The organism is Teredinibacter turnerae T7901 (assembly GCF_000023025.1).
Lineage (GTDB): Bacteria > Pseudomonadota > Gammaproteobacteria > Pseudomonadales > Cellvibrionaceae > Teredinibacter > Teredinibacter turnerae_B.
In genome coordinates, this window is record NC_012997.1 from 1,873,925 (window position 1) to 1,891,679 (window position 17,755).

Below are 17,755 nucleotides of genomic sequence, written 5' to 3' on the forward strand. Positions count from 1 at the left end.
TATCGACGCGCGCGTGTGCGAGTTAGGCAATGCGGCGGCAAAATTCTGCCGCCAGCTGTTAGCGTTTGGTGGCAACAAAAATCGCGCGTTTGGGTGCCGGATGTCCTTCAGCGGTAAGAGAAGAATCGGTGGGATCGAGAAAGTCCTTAAGCGATTGGAAAGTCATCCACTCTGTAGACCGCTGTTCTTCGGTTGTCGTTGTACACACATCGACGCAGCGGGGGTTTTCGAAACCGCATTTGCGCAACCAGCTGAGCAGGGTCGGTACCGAGGGTAAAAACCACACATTGTTCATCTTCGCGTAGCGGCCTTCGGGTACCAGAACGTCACCGTTTTCGCCTTCAATTACAAGGGTTTCCAACACGAGTTCGCCACCAGGTTGCAATGTGGCTTTCAGTTCAAGCAGATGATCCATGGGTGAGCGTCTGTGGTAGAGCACGCCCATGGAGAAGGTTGTATCGAAAGCGTTCAGATTTGCGGGCAGGGCTTCAATGCCGAGGGGGAGAACGTCGACAGGTGGATTATTCAGAAAGTGCTTGATCATATAGAACTGCACGACGAATCGTGGTGACGGGTCTATCCCGATAACTTGTGCTGCCCCCGCCTCAAACATGCGCCAGCAGTGGTAGCCATTGCCACAGCCCACATCCAGCACCCGTTTGCCTTTTAGGTTTGCAATAAAAGGCGCGAGCCGTTGCCATTTCCAATCGGAGCGCCATTCGGTATTTATGTGGGTACCGAATAAATTATACGGCCCCTTGCGCCAGGGAATCAGCGCGCGAAAAGCCTGCTCGATCTGTTGATGGGTACTCGGGTCGACTTCTTTGGCGCTTCCAATTGCTACGGTGTCGGCGAGAGAAACTGTCTGCGCGCGTAGATCCGGCAAAGATCGCAACGCGTCGTACCAGCTCGGCAGATCACCGAAGCGCTGGGTGCTCAAGCCTTGGGCCAATTGCGCTGGCAGACTGTCCAGCCAGGGCGCGAGCGGCGTGTCTGTTAGGGAATTGAGCAGGGGTTGAAAATCGATGGGGCTATTCACTGGGTTTAAATGCCAATAGAGATGAAAAATTAAAGCACTGGAACCAGAGTTCAGTGCCAGTAAAACCTGCGTTTGCCAGGCGCGCCTTGTGAGATTCCAATGATTCAGGAATGAGCACGTTTTCGATCGCATTGCGCTTGCGGGCGATTTCCATCTCGCTGTAGCCGTTGGTCTTCTTGAAATAGTGGTGCAGCTCGGTCATCAGGTTGTCGTGATGGGCGTTATCGAAGGTCAACTTCTCCGACAAAATCAACACACCGCCAGGCACCATGCCTTGGTAAATCCGTCTGATCAGCGCCTCGCGGCGCGCAACTGGAATAAACTGCAGGGTAAAGTTCATTACCACAACGGATGCGTTTTCGATGTCGCTTTGCTCAAGGTCTTCGCAGCGCAATGCGACGGGAACTTCAGCGGAGTCGGCGTCCAGTACTATTTTGCAGCGGTTGATCATGTCGCTTGAATTATCGATGGCCACCAGCTCTACGTCCGCGGCCTGAATCCGATGACGCATGGCGAGCGTCGACGCTCCCAGCGAACAGCCCAGATCGTAGCAGCGGGTGCCGCTCTGCGCATAGCGCTCGGCGAGCTGGCCCACCATATGAATAATGGTCATATAGCCGGGCACCGAACGTTTGATCATATCTGGAAAAACGTCAACTACCTGTTGGTCGAATACGAAATCGCCCAAAGGCGGGTCAGTTGCGTACAAGGTGTCTTTATTCTCAGCCATGCCTGTTACTCATAGGGTTTGCTGCCGTTGCTGCAGTGGGTCTGTTGTCGGCGAGCATTCTAACGACCTGTGGCTGCAAGTGATAGGCGGAACGTTTTTACTGCCATCAACTACACTTGTAGTTTGAATTCTAGTTCGAATAGTCGTTCGGTTTGTATTTCGAATAGTGGCCCGGAATTTTAGCCTGGAGACGCCCTTTTGAGTCGAGGTGTGGACTACGCAAAACTTTCTGTGCTGGTGGCAGACGACTTCAGCAGCTTTCGGCATACGGTGAGCGGTATGCTGAGTAGTCTTGGCGTTAAAAAAATTGAGTTGGCCAGCAATGCCCGGGAAGCCATTCAGTGTTGTGAGCACAAATTTTTCGATCTGATTTTGTGCGATTACAACCTGGGCGATGGTCGTACCGGTCAGCATGTCCTTGAAGAGCTTCGCCACCGTGGGTTAATCAACCGGCAAACCTTGTTTTTGATTGTGTCCGCTGAATCCAGCCGCACCATTGTTCTTTGCGCCTACGATTGCGAACCCGACGATTTTCTGATGAAACCAATTAACGCGCGTATGCTGCAACAGCGCATCGAGCGGCTCGTGAGGCAGAGGGACGCGCTTGCTCCAGCCATGCGCGCGCTGGATGCAAAAGAACATGCGGTGGCGGCGCAGGTGTTGGAACAGGTGGCTGGTCGCCAGACCCGTCATGCGGTGGCTGCGCATAAAATGCTGGGCACCGTGTTGTTGTCGCAAGGCGATCTGGATCGGGCAGAAGCGCTCTACACGCGGGCACTGGAGGTCAGGCAGTTGGACTGGGCCAGGCTGGGGTTGGCGCAGGTGCGGCAGGCCCGAGGCGACCTGGACCTTGCCGGTGAATGGCTGCAGAAAATTGTGGAGGAAAACCCCATGTTTTTACCCGCATACGACAGTCTCGCAGAAAACTGGAACAAACGTGGAGACAAATTACAAGAGCAAACAGCTGTACAAAAAGCGGTGGAGATCTCGCCGCTTTCGATATTGCGTCAAAAATATCTCGCCATTGTGGCTCAGGAAAATGCCGATCTGGTGACCGCTGTGGTGGCGCAGCGGCGAGTGGTCAAGCTGGGTCGGTTGTCCTGTTACGGTGCCGCGGAGGATCATTTTCATTTTGCGCGCCTGGTGGCTGACGCAATTGAGCAGGAACTGGACCTGGGTTCCGACATAGGCACTGAAGCGATAAATGTGTTAAAGAGCGCGAAAGAGGCTTATCCGTTGGAAGACGGCGCCGCTTGCAGTATGCATTTACTCGAAGGGCGTTTGCACGCGCTTGCTGGCCGTAAACCCGCAGCGCAGGAAAGCCTGACCGAAGCTGAGGCGCTAATGTACGAAGGCTCGGAAGATATCGTACTGGAGGTCGACCGCGTGCACGCACTTTTTGCCCTGGGCGATAACCCGCGAGCAGAAGCCTTGCTGAATGACTTGCGGGTGATATTCGCTGATGATCAGCGTGCACTTGAACGCTTGGATGTATTTTTAAGCGAGCCAGCCAGCGCCAGCAACAGTGCGCTTGTAGCTGATATCAACCGCGAGGGAATCAATTTGTACAATCATCGCCAGTTTGATGAAGCGCTTGCCTGCTTTGATCGTGCCCGCACACTGTTTCCCCGACATGTGGGGATTCATTTAAATATCGTGCAATCACTGGTGGGCAAATTAAAAGAGATGGAACGCGATCAGGAAACCTTAGATGAATGCGCGCGTGCATTGCGCCGTGCGGGTAGGCTCATCAACACCGAGCACCCGCAATACACCCGTTTTTCCCGTTTAAAAGCCATGGCACACAGTGCTATGGGCCATTAGATTTATTGGAGTTTTTTGACAATGACAGACGCTCAACCGCTTGATTTTTCCACCGTACTCGCCGCCAGTGTGCATGACATGAAAAATTCGGTGGGTATGCTGTTGGCGTCGCTGGAATCCGTTATCGAGGACACGCCGCCAGAGAACGACGAGCAATCGCGCCGATTTTCCACACTCCATTACGAGGCGTCGCGAATAAACAGCGAATTAATTCAGCTGCTAACCCTCTATCGTATGCAAAATAAAGTGTTACCCGTGCGAATTGATGAGCATTTTGTAATTGATATTCTGGAGGATCAAATCGCGCGCAACCACACCTTGTTGGAGACGCGAGGGGTAGCGATTGAGTTAGTGTGTGATCACGATCTGAACTGGTATTTTGATGACGATTTATTGGGTAGCGTAGTGCAAAACATTCTTGTGAATTGCGTACGTTACACCCATTCGGCAATTCGCATTAGTGCTGAAGTGGAGAACGATCAGTTGTGCATCGCCATTGCCGACGATGGTCCGGGATACCCGGCATCTATGCTCGTAAGGCCCTGCTGCCAGTTGGAGGAATCCGAGGTGACCGATGGGGCGACCCACCTGGGGTTGTACTTCGCGGAAAAAATTGCCCAATCGCATCGCCAGAATGACGTTTGTGGGAGTATATCGCTGGCAAACGGCGAACCTCTGGGGGGCGGCGTGTTTACAGTTCGTATCCCTTGACGAGAAACAGGGTTGCCGCGAGAGAGAGCCCAAAGCAGTGGTATAACAGCCGCCGGATACACAAGTCAGGCGGCTGTTATCGTTTTGTAGCCCTTAAATTGATGTTATCAATCAGAGCAGCTTGCTCAAGCGGATGTTTAAAACTCGTCGCTTAAAGCTCGATAATTTCCAAACCAAGCGCCGCGACCGTTTCTCTTGAGGAGAAATCGGTAATTACTGCGGTGTTGGCCTGGTCTGGCTGCAAGTAAGTTTGTGCTACCCGTTTGAGATCATCGACGGTTGTTGCCAGAACCCTTTCACGCAGTTGCTGGCGGAAAGCATGATTACGGCCATGCAACTCCGAGTGGAACAAGCGTTTCGCTCTACCCGCAGGGGATTCAGATTTGTCGATAGAGCTGATGGTGCCCAATATCGCTTCTTCGAGCGGCTGATATCCGTGGTCAGTACTCAGTAACCATTCCACTGCGTTGTCGAAATCACTCAAGGTTTCCGCCAGCCGTGGGTCCCGGTAGGAGTAGAACCTGAAGGCGCCGCTGTTGCTGTCTTGCGATGCGCCGCCACCGTAGGCGCCGCCTTGCTCGCGAATTGCTTTGTGCAGGAAACCATTACGCAGAAATCCGCCCAGTACGATCAGTGGTGCCGCATCGGCATGCTCCGGTGCCACAGTGGGGAAGGCCTTCGCGCAAAAGTGGACTTGCGAGTTTGTTAGCCAGGCCTGTTGTATTGCCTGGTTGTGCGCGGGCAGTGCGAAGGCGTCGTTCGTGTTCTGGCTTGAGCTGAAGGCGCCGACGAGGGTGCTTTCAAAATCTTCCAGGAATTCATCTTCACCAATCAGCAGCAATTCACTCGCGGTACTGGTGCAGCGCTGATGCAGTGCGGCTAGCTTTTCGGCCAGCTGTGCCAGTGCGGCGTCTTCATTAATGGCTTTATCCAGACGCTTGATCGCGCGAATGCCCTCAAGGCCGGACACCCGGTGGCTCATGTTGGCTGATGCACAAATGCCGCTGGCGGCGGCGAGCATTGCCAGACCGTGGCCATTACCCGTTACACTCTGTTCCTTGTGGGCGCGAATTTGCGCCACCAGTTCTTTGATGCGCACGTGTTCGTCGAAGCGCGCTTCGGCCATAGTGGTGGCCATCAGTTCGGTCAGTGGTTTTTGGTTGCGATTGAGCGCTTTACCTGAATAGGTAACGTAGGCGGAGACTTCGTGCACGTTATCCACTCTGCCGCGCACCGAACTGAAAACGTTTATTCCGCCGGCCACGCTCGCCTGCCATTTTTGCATTTGCAGGTAATCGCGATTTCCCGCGCCCAATTCCGTTAGGCAGGAGGTATAAAGCGGCAGAATCTGCTGGTTGTCCTCATCCAGGGCTGGCAACGCGTGTATCACCTGCTGATAGACCAGGCCATTGGTGCCGGTTGGGAAGTGGGTAATTTTGATCGAACCGCGCTCACGAGTTTCCGAACTGACATCAACTTCACCCTTGGGAACATCGGCGAGGGTTACTTTGGGCAAGATGCCGGCATCGTCTTCCTGGTTTTGGCGATGCTTAAGCGCTTTGGCCTGTGCCACAATCGCGTTTTTCTCGTCTTCGCTCAGGCCGGCTTTGATGTCTGCCAGCCTCGCCGCTTCGGCCGCATCGCGACGGGTTTTTATGGCATCGTTAGGCTGCAGGGCCAGGGTGATGCGGTGAGGATTATCTAGCAGCAGTTCGCGCGTCAGATTCTTCACGAAATCAGGGTCTTTAATATCTTCTCGCAATTGTGCCAGAGAAGCTTCCAGGTCCAGCAGGCGTACCGGGTCGCCGCGGTGGGTTGCTGCGGTGAGGGCGGTGAGAATCAGTTGCAGCCCATACGGGTAGCTGTCACCGCCGATTTCGCGCTGGTGCAATTCAAGTTGGTGCAGGGCGGATTCGATATCCTCTTGTGGAATTCCTTCGAGCACAACTTTGTCGAGGGTTTTCAGAATGAGTGTTTCGACATCTTCCGACGCATTGCGATCACAACCTTCCAGCCCGCAGAGGAAAGACAGTTCCCGTTGTGAATCGTCCAGGCCGCACATTGGGGAGGGCCCGTTGCCGTATTCCGAGGATTCGAGCACATGCATTAATGGCGTAGCGCTGTTGTCCAGCAAAATACTGGACAGCAATTGCGCGCGCAGGGTATCGCGCAGATTAGTGCTCTTGCCGAGTAACCAGGCCATTACCACATGGGTTTTGCGTTCCGCATCGGGATCGTTATAGGGGTAGGCCTCTTGCACGCGAATCGGTGCATAGTAACGTTTTTCATCCTCAACGCTCACTTTGTAGTCGAGTTTGTTGAAGTGCTGCAGCACCTGCTCCTGAAAGCGAGTCTGGTGATCTTCCGCTGAAATATCGCCAAATGTCATGAAAACCGCATTGCTGGGGTGGTAGTGCGTGCGGTAGAAGGCCACGAGCTGTTCGTAGGTGAGGTCTGGAATGGACTCAGGATCGCCACCACTGTTGTAGTGATACGTGGAGGTCGGGAATAGATGCTTGGTCAGCGTTTGCCAGAGTTGGGATGACACTGAACTCATCGCGCCTTTCATCTCGTTAAACACAACACCTTTGTACATCAGGGGTGACTCGGGGTTTTCCGGTTCTGCGAACTCCAGGCGGTGGCCTTCCTGGGCAAAATCGAGCGGATCCAGACGAGAGAAGAACACCGCATCCAGGTAAACATCTAGCAAATTACTGAAATCTTTCCGGTTTAGGCTGGCAAACGGGTAAGCCGTCCAATCGGAGCTGGTAAATGCGTTCATGAAGGTATTGAGCGAACGCCGCGTCATCATGAAAAAAGGATCGCGGACAGGGTATTTCTGGCTTCCACAGAGTGCGGTGTGTTCGAGAATGTGGGCGACACCGGTTGAATCTTTCGGGACGGTGCGCAACGCCACGAGAAAAACGTTTTCTTCCGATGCGGCGGCGAGGTGAATGTGTTGGGCGCCGGTGGCGCTGTGTTCGAATTCCTGTACATCAATGTTGAGCGAACTGATATGTTGCTGACGGATAAATTTGAACGCTGGATGATGTAGTGTTACTTTTTGCGTCATGAACACCTCTGGAACGACAGTAATTTGGGGGGTGGTTGACTAAACTTCATGAAAGGCTGTTAGAATCCACCTGCGTTTGTGAAAAAGTTCACACTCGATATGTGAAATAGTGTGAATCAGCATGAAGTTATGTACAAGTCATGCGTAAAAGTGCCTCCAGATCTACCGGAGCAACTCATAACAACGGGTTTAACTCGCATTTTCTCGAATGAACAAAGATCTGATCCTTAACGAGTTTAGCCGCGTCTCCCAAGCCATGGGTTGGGACTCGCTGCATTCGCCAAAGAATCTTGCAAGCGCCGTGTCTATTGAAGCCGCGAAGTTGCTGGAGAACTTCCAATGGCTGTCCGATATCGAGTCCGAACTTGTTTGCGAAGACGGTGATATTAACAAAATCGCCGGGGATATTGCCGACTTATTTATCTACCTCAATGTTTTGTGCCATAAGCTGGGGCTAGAACCCTGGGACATCGTCAAGGACAAAATGCTCCTGAACCGCACAAAATACATTGAGCAAATTGTTGCTAAAGATATGGTTCAGCGCGCGGCAGAGGTGTACAACCCAAGCCCTCAACCAGCATCGCCGGGCATGGTGCGCGTCGAGATTCCTCGGTCGCAGGCTGGCAATGAAGCCGTCGATTGGGAGGCCGTAGCTCGAAAAATTGCCAACAGTCGGCAAGAATTGGAAGCTCAATCCAACCGCCTCAAAGAACGCCACGGTAAAGACGACTCCCACCGGTAAGCGGACACAGTGCAAGACCGCAATTTCGATGACCTCGCTCCGCGTTTTAAGCGCAACGTTTACGGCACCCTGAAAGGGCGTGTACGACTTGCGGTGCTTGAGCGGGATTTTCGTGAGTATGCGCCGGAGCTCTACGCGGACAGTCCACTGGATCTGCTCGACCTCGGCGCTGGCCAGGCGCCGTTTTCGCTGCAGTTTGCGCAGTTAGGGCATCGTTTGGTGCTGGCAGATATTTCTAGTGAAATGCTGGCTGGCGCGCAACTAGCGATGGCAGACTGGGCAGCAGAACACCGGGAGCGGGTGCACGCCATTTGTCATCCACTGCAACAGCTTGCGCAGCCGCTGCGCGATATGGCGCTGCCAAGTGCTTTTGATGTGGTGATATGCCATGCTGTGCTGGAGTGGCTGGCGGAACCGGATCGACTCTATTCCCATCTCGCGAACTACCTCAAACCCGGCGGCATGCTTTCACTGACCTTTTACAATATCAATGGGTTAGCGTTTAAAAATCTGCTGCGGACAAATTTTCACAAATTCGATATCGATAATTTTCGCTCTTTCCGCGGTAGCCTCACGCCAACCCATCCCCAGGAGCCACATCACGTGTTGCGACAGCTCAGCAAACAGGGCTTTGAGATTGTATGTCGCAGTGGTATTCGTGTTTTTCACGATTACATTCTGGACCCGGTCGAGCGCAATCGCGAACCGGAAGCGATTGTTGGAAAAGAGCTGGAGTACTCAAGGCGTGAGTCATTCTGGCCGATTGCCCGATACATTCATGTTCTGGGGCGAAAGGTGTGATGACTCTCGCAGGGTTTGAGTTGAACGATGGCGACATCCGCTTCAGCGCAATGCGGGCGCAGGGCGCCGGTGGCCAGAACGTTAACAAGGTATCATCCGCCGTCCTGTTGCGGTTTGATGTACATGCGTCGGTACTGCCACCGGCAGTAAAGCAGCGCCTGTTTCAAAAAGAGTCTGGCCGGATCAACAGTGAAGGCGTTTTACTGATAAAAGCGCAACAGTATCGCACCCAGGAGCGAAACAAAGCTGATGCGCTGGAACGCCTCGCGGAAATCCTTGCGGGCTGCGCCACGGCACCAAAATACAGGGTTGCTACACGGCCTACCAAGGCTTCGAAAAAACGCAGACTCGCAGCGAAAAGCCACCGAGGTGATCTAAAACGCGGGCGAGGGCCGGTGGACTATTAGCGCCCTTATGCCTGCCTAGTTTGGATAATCCCGCAACTCTGACACGAGGTTCTAGCCTCGGCTGATCTCCCCTGCTTAAATTTTCGACACGCCTGCCGTGTTCTATACTCGTTCTAAACGTGCCGGATTCGCGCGCGCTCATCCCATGTAAAAACTAAAACTACGCATTATGAATGCTCGGGTCTACATTGCCGTACGTATTTGCGCTATCGCCGCAACTTTGGCGTTACTGGTGGCCGAACATTACGCGCCCGCCAAGCAGCGGGTTATATTCCCTTCTACGGATGTAACGCTCACCCTGTTTACCGATCAGTCGTCAGGCGGACACAGCCGCGCGGAGTGGATCTCCCGCTCGCTGGCGCACTGGCGTTGTGAAATAGTCCAATCAGACGTTTACCCCATTTGCGGACTTTCCGTTGAGTTTTCTGCGCCGCCATATCGCTCTCTCGATCTATCCAGTTTTCAGACGCTCGAGCTGCAATTGGATTACGCTGGGAAAGCGAAAGTAATTCGCCTTTACATGCGCAATCACGACCCGGCGTATAGCAGTCCGCTGCACATTGCGAGCACGAAATTTGAATCCGTAGTCTTGCGCACATCCGATTTGCACGGCAAAACCGCGGTGGGTTTGAGCGAATTCTCCGTCGCCGATTGGTGGAAGGGTTATTACGAAATTCCCCGTGAGCATTCGCAACCAGATTTCAAGTCGGTCGTTGCCATCGGTATCGATCAGGCTGGCCAGCCCGTTTACGGTGAACACACTTATCAGCTTAAGAGCCTGGTTTTAAAGGGCGATTGGATTAAACCGGAGGATCTGTACCTGCTGCTTATCGCCGGTTGGATGTTTGTTATCGGCTGGGAAGCGGTGAGCCGAATCCTTTATTTGCTGCACAAGACACGATTGGATTCTATCGCTCTGCATCAATTGAGAGAGGAGTCTGCACAATATAAAAAACTATCGACTACGGATGCGCTTACTGGCGTTATAAACAGAGCTGGTCTGGATGCAATTATTCACGCGCTTACCTTGGAGCCCGGTCAATTGTGTGGCATGGCCGTACTGGTACTTGATATTGACCATTTTAAGCGTATCAATGACTCACGTGGGCACGACGTCGGCGACCGGATATTGTTTGAATTTGCGAGAAAAATTAAGGCCTGCATTCGTGCGGATGATATTTTCGCTCGCTGGGGAGGGGAAGAATTCATCGTATTGGCTCGCCTCGGTGATCACGCTTCCGTGCAGACGCTCGCCGAAAAAATTCGGACTGCGGTCTACCAATCTACGTTTGAACCCAGCCATCCAGTGAAACTGACTGTCAGCATCGGCGCAGCACGTATTACGGCTGACGAGGCTTTCGAACAAGCCTTCCGCCGGGCTGACCAGCTACTTTATCAGGCGAAAAACCTGGGGCGAAATTGCGTGGTTGTGGAAGCTCCTGAACCCAATTAGTGATCTACGGTTTTTATCGCAGTACCCACTTCCAACTTGTGAAACCAGTCCAAAAAGCGTTTTACGTTGTCACCAGTAAAAATCCGCCCGTGCTGTGGGCACATTTTATCGATGTTGAGTTTGCTCACGCGCTCGACCCAATCGTTTTTGGCCGTGTTTGAAGGCATCCAGCGTTGATGGAACAGCGTCATTAATTTTACGTGCTCCTCAAAATTTTCAACTTCCAGGGGCATGCCTGGGGGTTCCAGCGCGGCACCGACATCACCACTCATTAATATTTTTGCACGTGGATCGTACACATGAAAATTACCTGAAGCGTGCAGATAGTGTGCGGGAATAAATTGAATAGAAACACCGTCGAGGTTCAGGGTATAACCCTCGTCCGGGATGCCGTGAAATTTTATAGTATTCATGCCGAAGTGACGAAGAAAACCTTCCCACAGCCAAGGTGCGTGCAGGGTAGCGTTGTCCAGTGCGCGGTCCCATAAGCCGAGCGAAGAAATAATATCCGGGTCTTGATGGGAGGCAAAAAGGTGGGTTATTTGTTCTACTGGTACTTGCTTTACTACATTTGCCAGCATCGCAGAAAACAGCTCAATACCGCCTGGGTCCATCAGCAATGCATGGGCTTTTGTTTTTATCATGAACTGATTGGTGTCGATAATTCGTTCCGGTTTCTCCGGATCACGTCCGAACATAAACCACTGATGGCTGGCAGAATTATAGATTTCTTTGGTGAGCATCCCTGATCTCCAGCAATTTAATGAATCGTTGCATGACGAACGTTGGTGAATAAACGCTGTGATGTTTTGACGTGTGCCTGAATTTTCTCAGCGGCTTGCGCGACGTTATTAGCGATGACATTGAGCGAATCCTCAAAGTCTTTGCCGGAAGCGGAAGCCTCTACCCGCGACATGGCTGCCAGCACAGTCGCGGTGCGCAACTCGCGGGCAAGTTCATCCAGATCGGCGATCAGCTTGAAAATCTGGCGATCATAATCGTTTTGGACGTCCCGGTAGGCGTTGTCTGTTTTGCGTATGACGGGTGCGAGGGTTTGCTGGTAAGCCGCTTCGTGCGCGCGAACCTGCGCTTTATTCATGCGAGCAACCGCATCTTTTAGGCGTGCAGTCTCAGAAGCCAGGCGGCTAACGCTCATCGCCCGTTGGTTTATTTCACCCGAGGCATTAACAGTTTTGTTGGCCAACTCGTCAATAAAATCGGTTAGCGCACGAAAACCCGCTGCACCGTGCCCGGCACGCAAGGCCAGGGCGCGAGCGTTACTTGCCGTTAACGAAATGTCTTTCGCTACCATAGTCGCTTTGTGGAGTTCGGCAGCCACTTCGGCGGCGACAACAAAATAGCTGGTTTTGCCGTTGGAGGAATTAGCCATAACACGTGTTCATACAGACCATGGGTTTCGCCTGCGCCCTGGGGCGCGGCTTTCGGTCTCTAAGGTATAGCACACCGCAAGGGCGTTAGAGATTGCCCGTTAGCCTACTGCGAGCATCGGCCCTGTTCTACAACCTTGTTGAGGTAATCTGGCATTACCAGTGCAGTGCACGCATTTGCGAGCGCTTTTTGTGTTGGTGGGCCGCCATTCGGGAGAGGATGTCGCTGAGTGTTTGCACCGCCGCGTGGATAAACCGACCCTTGTTAAGCATCACACACTCGGCGCGCTCGGCCATTGCCGCGTCTGTCAGTTCGGGGCGGGATGCCAAGCCTTTTTTGGCGAGGCTTTCCAGGACTTGCGTTGCCCAGATGACAGGCACGTGAGCGGCTTCGCATAGCCACAGGAGTTCCTCCTGGATCTCAGCCATACGCTCTCCGCCAAGTTCGACGGCGAGGTCGCCGCGGGCAATCATGACACCGATGGGTTGGCGCCCCATCGCGCCAAAGAGTATTTCGGGGAAGCGTTTGACTGCGCGCCGGGTTTCAATTTTTGCGATCACTGGCAGGTCGCTGGCGTTGCGAGCGTTTAACTCGTCGTTGAGCCGATTCATGTCTTCCAGCGACTGCACAAATGAGTAACCCACCAGGTCGGCGTGATCGGCGATAAAGTCCAGGTCATCCAGATCTTTTTCGGTTAGAGGCGAGAGATTGAGTTGGGTGTCTGGAAAGTTGACGCCCTTGTCGCTTCGAATTTTCGAGCCGTTGGGGCCTGTTTGGGTAATCTGCAAAATGGCATTTTCCGCAGACACCCACTCAACAGAACCCCCGGTCTTACCGTCGTCGATCCATACAGCGTCGCCCACCGCGAGAAAAGCAAATATTTCGGGGCAAGTGCATTGAATGGCGCCAGCCAGATTGCTTGTGGTTTGTGACTCTAAAGATTCGAGTGCCCTGTCTGGCTGTTGTGCGCTCAAAAGCAGTCTATCGCTGGTGCTAACTTTTAATAGGTCGGTGGTTTTTCCCGTTTTTTTCGCCAGCGCGCCGGTACGAATTTTGGGGCCGGCTAAATCCATATATATTTTGCATTGCTTGCCTGTGGCGTCCTGTGCTTCGCGCACATTGGCGATCATTTTTTGCCAGCGGACTTTGTCGTCGTGCGCGCAATTAATACGGGCGCAATCCATGCCGTCCAGCAGAAGTTGCTTGATAAAACCGAAGTCATCCGCAGCCTCCGTGGGTAATGTCACCATAATACGCACGTCGCGCAGTTCAGGCGCGGGTCCGAACACGGCGTCGGTGTGTTTTTGCAGCAGTGCACCGCCACGGTAGTAGTCAATCACGGGAATCTGTTCGGGTGTATCCGGTGCAGGTCTGGCCAGGGTGAGAGAAAGCAGGCTGATAACCTTGTTCAGGGTATCCAGAATATGGCCTTCCGAGTGGCCAATGGACGACAGGCCGCAACTGGCCAACTGTGACTGCAATTCACGTAAATCGTGGCGGCGTAACGTCAGATACAGCGCGAGATTCCACGCGCTGGGTGTGAACTCGTCGCCCGGGAAATACGCGGTGTAATTTGCGAGTCGGTTCTTCGCACCTTCAACCATATCGGCGCGCAAGGTGATCAACTGGTTGAGGAGAGCTTCTAGATCGTGCGGTTGTGTCGTCATTGTGGTACCACCGTGGAATAGGCTCGGCTTGGAGATCCTTTGCTGACGCATGCACCCGGTTTGCTGGCGGAGCCTAGAGCCTGGTTATCGGCGGCGCATGAGGGTCGTGTCATACATTGGGCAGGAGCTGGATCTTTGACGCATGGTGTGTGGCTAGCGTTTAGGCCCCATGTATAGGCCCCATATAGAACCCAATAGCGGGGGCATCTAATCGCGACTCATCGCAACAGCAAGTGCAATAGAGCGGTAGTGCCCGCGTAAAGCAGGCCGAGCAATGCGGTAGATCCTAACAGGCGGTTCAACTCGCGCCCTTGCAAACGTCGCGCGTCGCGGCAGCAGAAGTAACCGCTAGGCAAGCAGACGAGCAGGGGCAGGAACATTTCGCTTAAATGAGGATCTTCAGCTGCGAAACTAAAGCCGACGATATGTGCGAATGCGGCTGCAATAACCAGTGTGGTGTAAAGCAGTCGGCTGCAGGAATCGCCCAACAACACCGCTAAAGTGTATTTCCTGGCGATACGATCAGTTTTGATGTCGCGTAAATTATTTACCAGCATGATCGCCGCAAGCACCAGACCAAGCGCATTGCTTAGCCAAAACACTTGCGGGCTCAGGCTTTGGGTGTGGACATAGTAACTTCCCAACACGGCGACCCAGCCGAAAAATATCAACACCGTAATTTCGCCAAGTGCATGAGAGGCGAGGGGGTAGGGACCGCCACTGTAGGCGAGCGTGGCCAAAATACAGACGAGCCCGACGACCAACAGCGGCCACCCGGTGTGAATCACCAAGGCTAATCCACAGAGGGTTGCGAGGCAAAGAAACAGCGCGACACCCAGCGCGACGATCTGCGCGGGGGCAAGGTTAGACTGGGTTACGCGAATTGGCCCCAGGCGTGCGGTGGTATCAATCCCGGACTTGGCATCGAAGTAGTCGTTGGCCAAATTGACTGCTATCTGCAGAAACAGCGCTACACCGAGCGCACACAAGGCTATCGCCCAATTGAACTGGCTGGCGGGCACCAACGCGGTGCCGAGCACCACGGGGCTGAGTGAAGCGGGCAGGGTACGCGGGCGGATTGCGAGTAAAAAAACAGTCAACTTTGAAGGAGATTGGGTGATGCTTGCCGATGTGTTCATGAGTGTCTTCGTTCCGACTTTCCCTGAAGAATACGTGAAATGTCCCTGCACTTGCATTAATGTGCGTCAAGTGGAGTCAGCGGGAGAGCATCGATTGTAATCTATTAGTGAAAGCACGCGAAGACCGGGGCGTTTTGCGTTTAGCCCGATATCCATAGTATTTGTATTGGTTTTATGGTGTAGGAGGTGGGCGCTTGTTTCTGGCTAAATCCATTAATTAGCCTAAAGCCGTAAAATGTAAACACAGGGTAAAGTTGAAAGCGTTGTAAATGGAGAAACAGGTGTTTACGGAAAACTGGCCTTCAAATTTTAGCGAGGCGAAAGTTGTACAAGCGAGCATGCAAGGTCAGGTATGTGTTACGGGTCGATTTGATGGTTTGCCGGAGTATGTTGCCGGGGTAGATGTCGCGTTCCGTGATGGTGGCGCAATCACTGTTGCTGCAATTTGTGTTTTGGTGTACCCGGCTGGTCATTGTGTGGAACAGGTCTGCTACAGCGAGCCAACCCGATTTCCGTACGTACCCGGTTATCTTTCGTTTCGCGAACTGCCAGCCGTGCTTGTTGCCTGGAAACAGCTCCGCGCGAAACCTCAATTAGTCATGTGTGATGGCCAGGGAATAGCGCATCCGCGCCGATTTGGGATCGCGAGCCATTTAGGTGTGCTATTGAATTTGCCGACTATTGGTGTAGCTAAAAGTCGGCTGATTGGTGACGCCACCGAGCCTGGTAAAAATAGGGGTGAATGCAACCCGTTGACGGTAAACGAAGAACAAATTGGCTGGCTGCTACGGACCCGAACTAATGTAAAACCCTTGTATGTATCACCTGGTCACATGGTGGACATACCTTCTTCTCGCGATCTGGTTTTGGCGGCTGGCAATGGTTATCGTCTACCGGAACCGACCCGTTTAGCGGACAAGCTGAGTAAAACACGAACTTAATCGCTGTTTTACAACACGGTGGCGGCTAAAATCATGTGCTTAGTAAGCAGATGAGAAAGGCTGATGCCGCAATCCTACCTAAAAAAAATTCGCCCACTTCTTCTCGGATTCGTGTTGTACGCTTCGTCACAGGCGCAGTTGTCTGCGGCTGAAACAGCAGGCGAGCGGGTGACACTCCAGGTGATCGATGTGTACGCGGATGTACATGCGGGGCCTGGCCGAGGTTACCCTGTGTTTTATGCGGTTGAGCAGGGAGAAGCTATTGAAATAATTGCGAAGCGGCCTGGTTGGTACGAAATCCGACTTCAAAACGGGCGCACCGGATGGGTAACGGCGAAACAAATTTCGCGCACAGTCCAGGCGACTGGCGAACCCGCCGATTTGCCCGAAGTAAGTTTTGGTAATTATTTAAAAAATTCATTTTTGCTCGGTTTATCCAGTGGCGTTTTTACCAGCGGAGAATTGAAAAATTCGGATCACTGGACGTTCTCATTGGGCTATCGCCCCATAAGCTGGGCGGCACTGGACGCCGAGTATGGCAAGCTTTACGGCGAAGATGTGCGCGGTGATTACTACGGTATTAACCTGATTGTAGAGCCATTCTCCCAGTGGCGATTATCGCCATATCTGCTTGTAGGTGCTGGTGAAATGGACGTGGACTCCCAGCCCAAGCTTGTGCCTTTGGAGATTCAAAAATCCGATTTTAATAATATGGCGTTTGGCCTAAATTACTATTTAGGCCGAAATTTTTTAATGCGCGCGGAATATCGTACGCTGACAGTTTCTACTGATAACAAAGATGCGGATCTCGCGACATGGAAAATAGGCTTCAACACTTTCTTTTAACAATAGCACTCGCAGGAGCCTGCGCGACACCTTGCGCGAAAGCGCTGGCGGACGCAGATTACGACAACGAATTTGTCGAATTTGGCCTCTCTGCAGGTGTACTTAATATTGAAGACTTTGGCAGTGAGCTTAGCCTGGGCGCAAGTCTGACGGTAAAGGCATCGGAGGATTTTTTCCTGCAGGTGAATTATTTGCAGGCCGAGGCTGCGTTGTCGTCCTTTGAAAAAAGTCAGGGGCAGCTTTTCAGTGGTTCAGATAGAGACTTTCAACATTATGATTTGTTGCTTGGCGTAAATCTGTTTCAGGCCGAATTTGGCCGTGAAGGCGAACCGAATCTTGCATCGTTTTATCTTGTTGGCGGCGTGGGTGATACGACTTTCGGTGGAGAGCAGAGCTTTACCTACACGGTCGGCGCAGGCTATCAGTGGGCCATTTGGAGTAACTACCTGATTAAGCTCGATTACCGTGATTATTTTTATCAAACAAGCCTAATGGCCGAAGAAAAAACTGTACACAACGGACATGTTTCTATCGGCATGAGTTACGTCTTTTAACGCTAGCCTGGAAAACTGCCTTCCAGTGTCTTTACAGGGGCATTCCAGGCTAAGTGGTTGTGCCCTTGCTTTACCTTCATTGTTACCTATGAACCCGGCGACTAAATAGATGATCCTGTCTGTTTGATCGGGCGTCCTTGGGGTACTGGAGTAAATGTGTAGATTTTCTACTACTTCAAGGGTTTGCATTGCTCTTCGCTGTCTATTAACTTGGCGATTTTCATTGCCAAGTTAATAAGTTGTTTGTGGGTATAGGAACCCCTGATTAACCTAGTAATTTCTCTGCGTGACCTGCGGCGATTAGTTGTTAGGCGCCTTTCGCAGTTAATGGCCTTAGTCCTTAATAAGAAAGGCAACGCCACAAATGATCGCCGCAGGCCGCGCCCTTCGGGGCTTACAGGAATTTAACCTGAGGGTGTTGCGCTCGTTCGCCATGCAA

16 protein-coding genes are annotated in these 17,755 nt (G+C 52.6%); 9 read left to right on the plus strand and 7 right to left on the minus strand.

Going from position 1 to position 17,755, the window contains the following annotated elements; all coding sequences use genetic code 11:
* Positions 1-58: 58 nt before the first annotated feature.
* Both cmoB and cmoA read right to left on the minus strand, forming a co-directional pair.
* Positions 59-1,039 (minus strand): tRNA 5-methoxyuridine(34)/uridine 5-oxyacetic acid(34) synthase CmoB, encoded by a 981-nt coding sequence (gene cmoB / locus TERTU_RS08125; protein ID WP_015819371.1) that lies wholly within the window; start codon positions 1,037-1,039, stop codon positions 59-61.
* Positions 1,032-1,769 carry a carboxy-S-adenosyl-L-methionine synthase CmoA gene (gene cmoA / locus TERTU_RS08130; protein ID WP_015818440.1) on the minus strand — a complete coding sequence of 246 codons (738 nt, stop codon included), beginning with the start codon at positions 1,767-1,769 and terminating at the stop codon, positions 1,032-1,034. Before cmoA ends, cmoB begins: the two co-directional genes overlap by 8 nt.
* A 198-nt stretch (positions 1,770-1,967) precedes the next feature.
* On the opposite strand from cmoA, the gene TERTU_RS08135 reads away from it, so the two are divergent.
* Positions 1,968-3,593 (plus strand): tetratricopeptide repeat-containing response regulator, encoded by a 1,626-nt coding sequence (locus TERTU_RS08135; protein ID WP_015817866.1) that lies wholly within the window; start codon positions 1,968-1,970, stop codon positions 3,591-3,593.
* Positions 3,594-3,614: 21 nt separating this feature from the next.
* Positions 3,615-4,304 carry a sensor histidine kinase gene (locus TERTU_RS08140; protein WP_015817521.1) on the plus strand — a complete coding sequence of 230 codons (690 nt, stop codon included), beginning with the start codon at positions 3,615-3,617 and terminating at the stop codon, positions 4,302-4,304.
* A gap of 151 nt (positions 4,305-4,455) precedes the next feature.
* Here the strand turns inward: TERTU_RS08140 and TERTU_RS08145 are convergent, their stop codons facing one another.
* Positions 4,456-7,377, minus strand: coding sequence for an insulinase family protein (locus TERTU_RS08145; RefSeq protein ID WP_015817632.1), 2,922 nt, complete (start codon positions 7,375-7,377; stop codon positions 4,456-4,458).
* Positions 7,378-7,585: 208 nt separating this feature from the next.
* On the opposite strand from TERTU_RS08145, the gene TERTU_RS08150 reads away from it, so the two are divergent.
* The 4 genes from TERTU_RS08150 to TERTU_RS08165 all read left to right on the plus strand — a co-directional run bounded on the left by TERTU_RS08150 (position 7,586) and on the right by TERTU_RS08165 (position 10,780).
* Positions 7,586-8,119 (plus strand): nucleotide pyrophosphohydrolase, encoded by a 534-nt coding sequence (locus TERTU_RS08150; RefSeq protein WP_015817098.1) that lies wholly within the window; start codon positions 7,586-7,588, stop codon positions 8,117-8,119.
* Positions 8,120-8,128: 9 nt separating this feature from the next.
* Entirely contained in the window at positions 8,129-8,920 is a 792-nt protein-coding gene (locus TERTU_RS08155; RefSeq protein WP_015820885.1) for a methyltransferase, read from the plus strand.
* Positions 8,920-9,327, plus strand: a complete 408-nt coding sequence (arfB, locus tag TERTU_RS08160; RefSeq protein WP_015820329.1) for an alternative ribosome rescue aminoacyl-tRNA hydrolase ArfB — start codon at positions 8,920-8,922, stop codon at positions 9,325-9,327. Before TERTU_RS08155 ends, arfB begins: the two co-directional genes overlap by 1 nt.
* A 169-nt stretch (positions 9,328-9,496) precedes the next feature.
* Entirely contained in the window at positions 9,497-10,780 is a 1,284-nt protein-coding gene (locus TERTU_RS08165) for a GGDEF domain-containing protein (RefSeq protein ID WP_015819079.1), read from the plus strand.
* On the opposite strand, the gene TERTU_RS08170 is transcribed toward TERTU_RS08165, so the two are convergent.
* The 4 genes from TERTU_RS08170 to menA form a co-directional block, all read right to left on the minus strand.
* The gene (locus tag TERTU_RS08170) at positions 10,777-11,523 is read right to left on the minus strand and encodes an oxygen-binding di-iron domain-containing protein (RefSeq protein WP_015819438.1); all 747 of its coding nucleotides are present in this window, start codon (positions 11,521-11,523) and stop codon (positions 10,777-10,779) included. The genes TERTU_RS08165 and TERTU_RS08170 overlap by 4 nt on opposite strands.
* 17 nt (positions 11,524-11,540) lie before the next feature.
* Complete coding sequence (locus TERTU_RS08175; protein WP_015817469.1) at positions 11,541-12,170, minus strand: hypothetical protein; 630 nt, start codon at positions 12,168-12,170, stop codon at positions 11,541-11,543.
* Positions 12,171-12,324: 154 nt separating this feature from the next.
* The gene (locus TERTU_RS08180) at positions 12,325-13,836 is read right to left on the minus strand and encodes a pyruvate kinase (RefSeq protein WP_015818754.1); all 1,512 of its coding nucleotides are present in this window, start codon (positions 13,834-13,836) and stop codon (positions 12,325-12,327) included.
* A 218-nt stretch (positions 13,837-14,054) separates the two neighbouring features.
* Positions 14,055-14,975, minus strand: coding sequence for a 1,4-dihydroxy-2-naphthoate octaprenyltransferase (menA, locus tag TERTU_RS08185; RefSeq protein ID WP_015818402.1), 921 nt, complete (start codon positions 14,973-14,975; stop codon positions 14,055-14,057).
* A gap of 281 nt (positions 14,976-15,256) precedes the next feature.
* On the opposite strand from menA, the gene nfi reads away from it, so the two are divergent.
* From nfi to TERTU_RS08200, 3 genes are all read left to right on the plus strand, one after another.
* Complete coding sequence (gene nfi, locus TERTU_RS08190) at positions 15,257-15,916, plus strand: deoxyribonuclease V (protein ID WP_228378293.1); 660 nt, start codon at positions 15,257-15,259, stop codon at positions 15,914-15,916.
* Between the two features lie 63 nt (positions 15,917-15,979).
* A complete protein-coding gene (locus TERTU_RS08195) occupies positions 15,980-16,762 on the plus strand; it encodes an SH3 domain-containing protein (protein ID WP_015819811.1) in 783 nt (260 codons plus the stop codon).
* On the plus strand, positions 16,732-17,316 hold the full coding sequence (locus tag TERTU_RS08200) for an outer membrane beta-barrel domain-containing protein (protein ID WP_015820252.1): 585 nt from the start codon (positions 16,732-16,734) through the stop codon (positions 17,314-17,316). Before TERTU_RS08195 ends, TERTU_RS08200 begins: the two co-directional genes overlap by 31 nt.
* The last annotated feature ends 439 nt before the right edge of the window (positions 17,317-17,755 follow it).

What these genes read in the sequence shown, in the direction of transcription:
- cmoA (WP_015818440.1), bottom strand. Translation starts at nt 1,769, where the DNA reads ATGGCTGAGAATAAAGACACCTTGTACGCAACTGACCCGCCTTTGGGC.
- TERTU_RS08140 (WP_015817521.1), top strand. Translation starts at nt 3,615, where the DNA reads ATGACAGACGCTCAACCGCTTGATTTTTCCACCGTACTCGCCGCCAGT.
- TERTU_RS08145 (WP_015817632.1), bottom strand. Translation starts at nt 7,377, where the DNA reads ATGACGCAAAAAGTAACACTACATCATCCAGCGTTCAAATTTATCCGT.
- TERTU_RS08150 (WP_015817098.1), top strand. Translation starts at nt 7,586, where the DNA reads ATGAACAAAGATCTGATCCTTAACGAGTTTAGCCGCGTCTCCCAAGCC.
- arfB (WP_015820329.1), top strand. Translation starts at nt 8,920, where the DNA reads ATGACTCTCGCAGGGTTTGAGTTGAACGATGGCGACATCCGCTTCAGC.
- TERTU_RS08165 (WP_015819079.1), top strand. Translation starts at nt 9,497, where the DNA reads ATGAATGCTCGGGTCTACATTGCCGTACGTATTTGCGCTATCGCCGCA.
- TERTU_RS08170 (WP_015819438.1), bottom strand. Translation starts at nt 11,523, where the DNA reads ATGCTCACCAAAGAAATCTATAATTCTGCCAGCCATCAGTGGTTTATG.
- TERTU_RS08175 (WP_015817469.1), bottom strand. Translation starts at nt 12,170, where the DNA reads ATGGCTAATTCCTCCAACGGCAAAACCAGCTATTTTGTTGTCGCCGCC.
- TERTU_RS08180 (WP_015818754.1), bottom strand. Translation starts at nt 13,836, where the DNA reads ATGACGACACAACCGCACGATCTAGAAGCTCTCCTCAACCAGTTGATC.
- menA (WP_015818402.1), bottom strand. Translation starts at nt 14,975, where the DNA reads ATGAACACATCGGCAAGCATCACCCAATCTCCTTCAAAGTTGACTGTT.
- TERTU_RS08195 (WP_015819811.1), top strand. Translation starts at nt 15,980, where the DNA reads ATGCCGCAATCCTACCTAAAAAAAATTCGCCCACTTCTTCTCGGATTC.
- TERTU_RS08200 (WP_015820252.1), top strand. Translation starts at nt 16,732, where the DNA reads ATGGAAAATAGGCTTCAACACTTTCTTTTAACAATAGCACTCGCAGGA.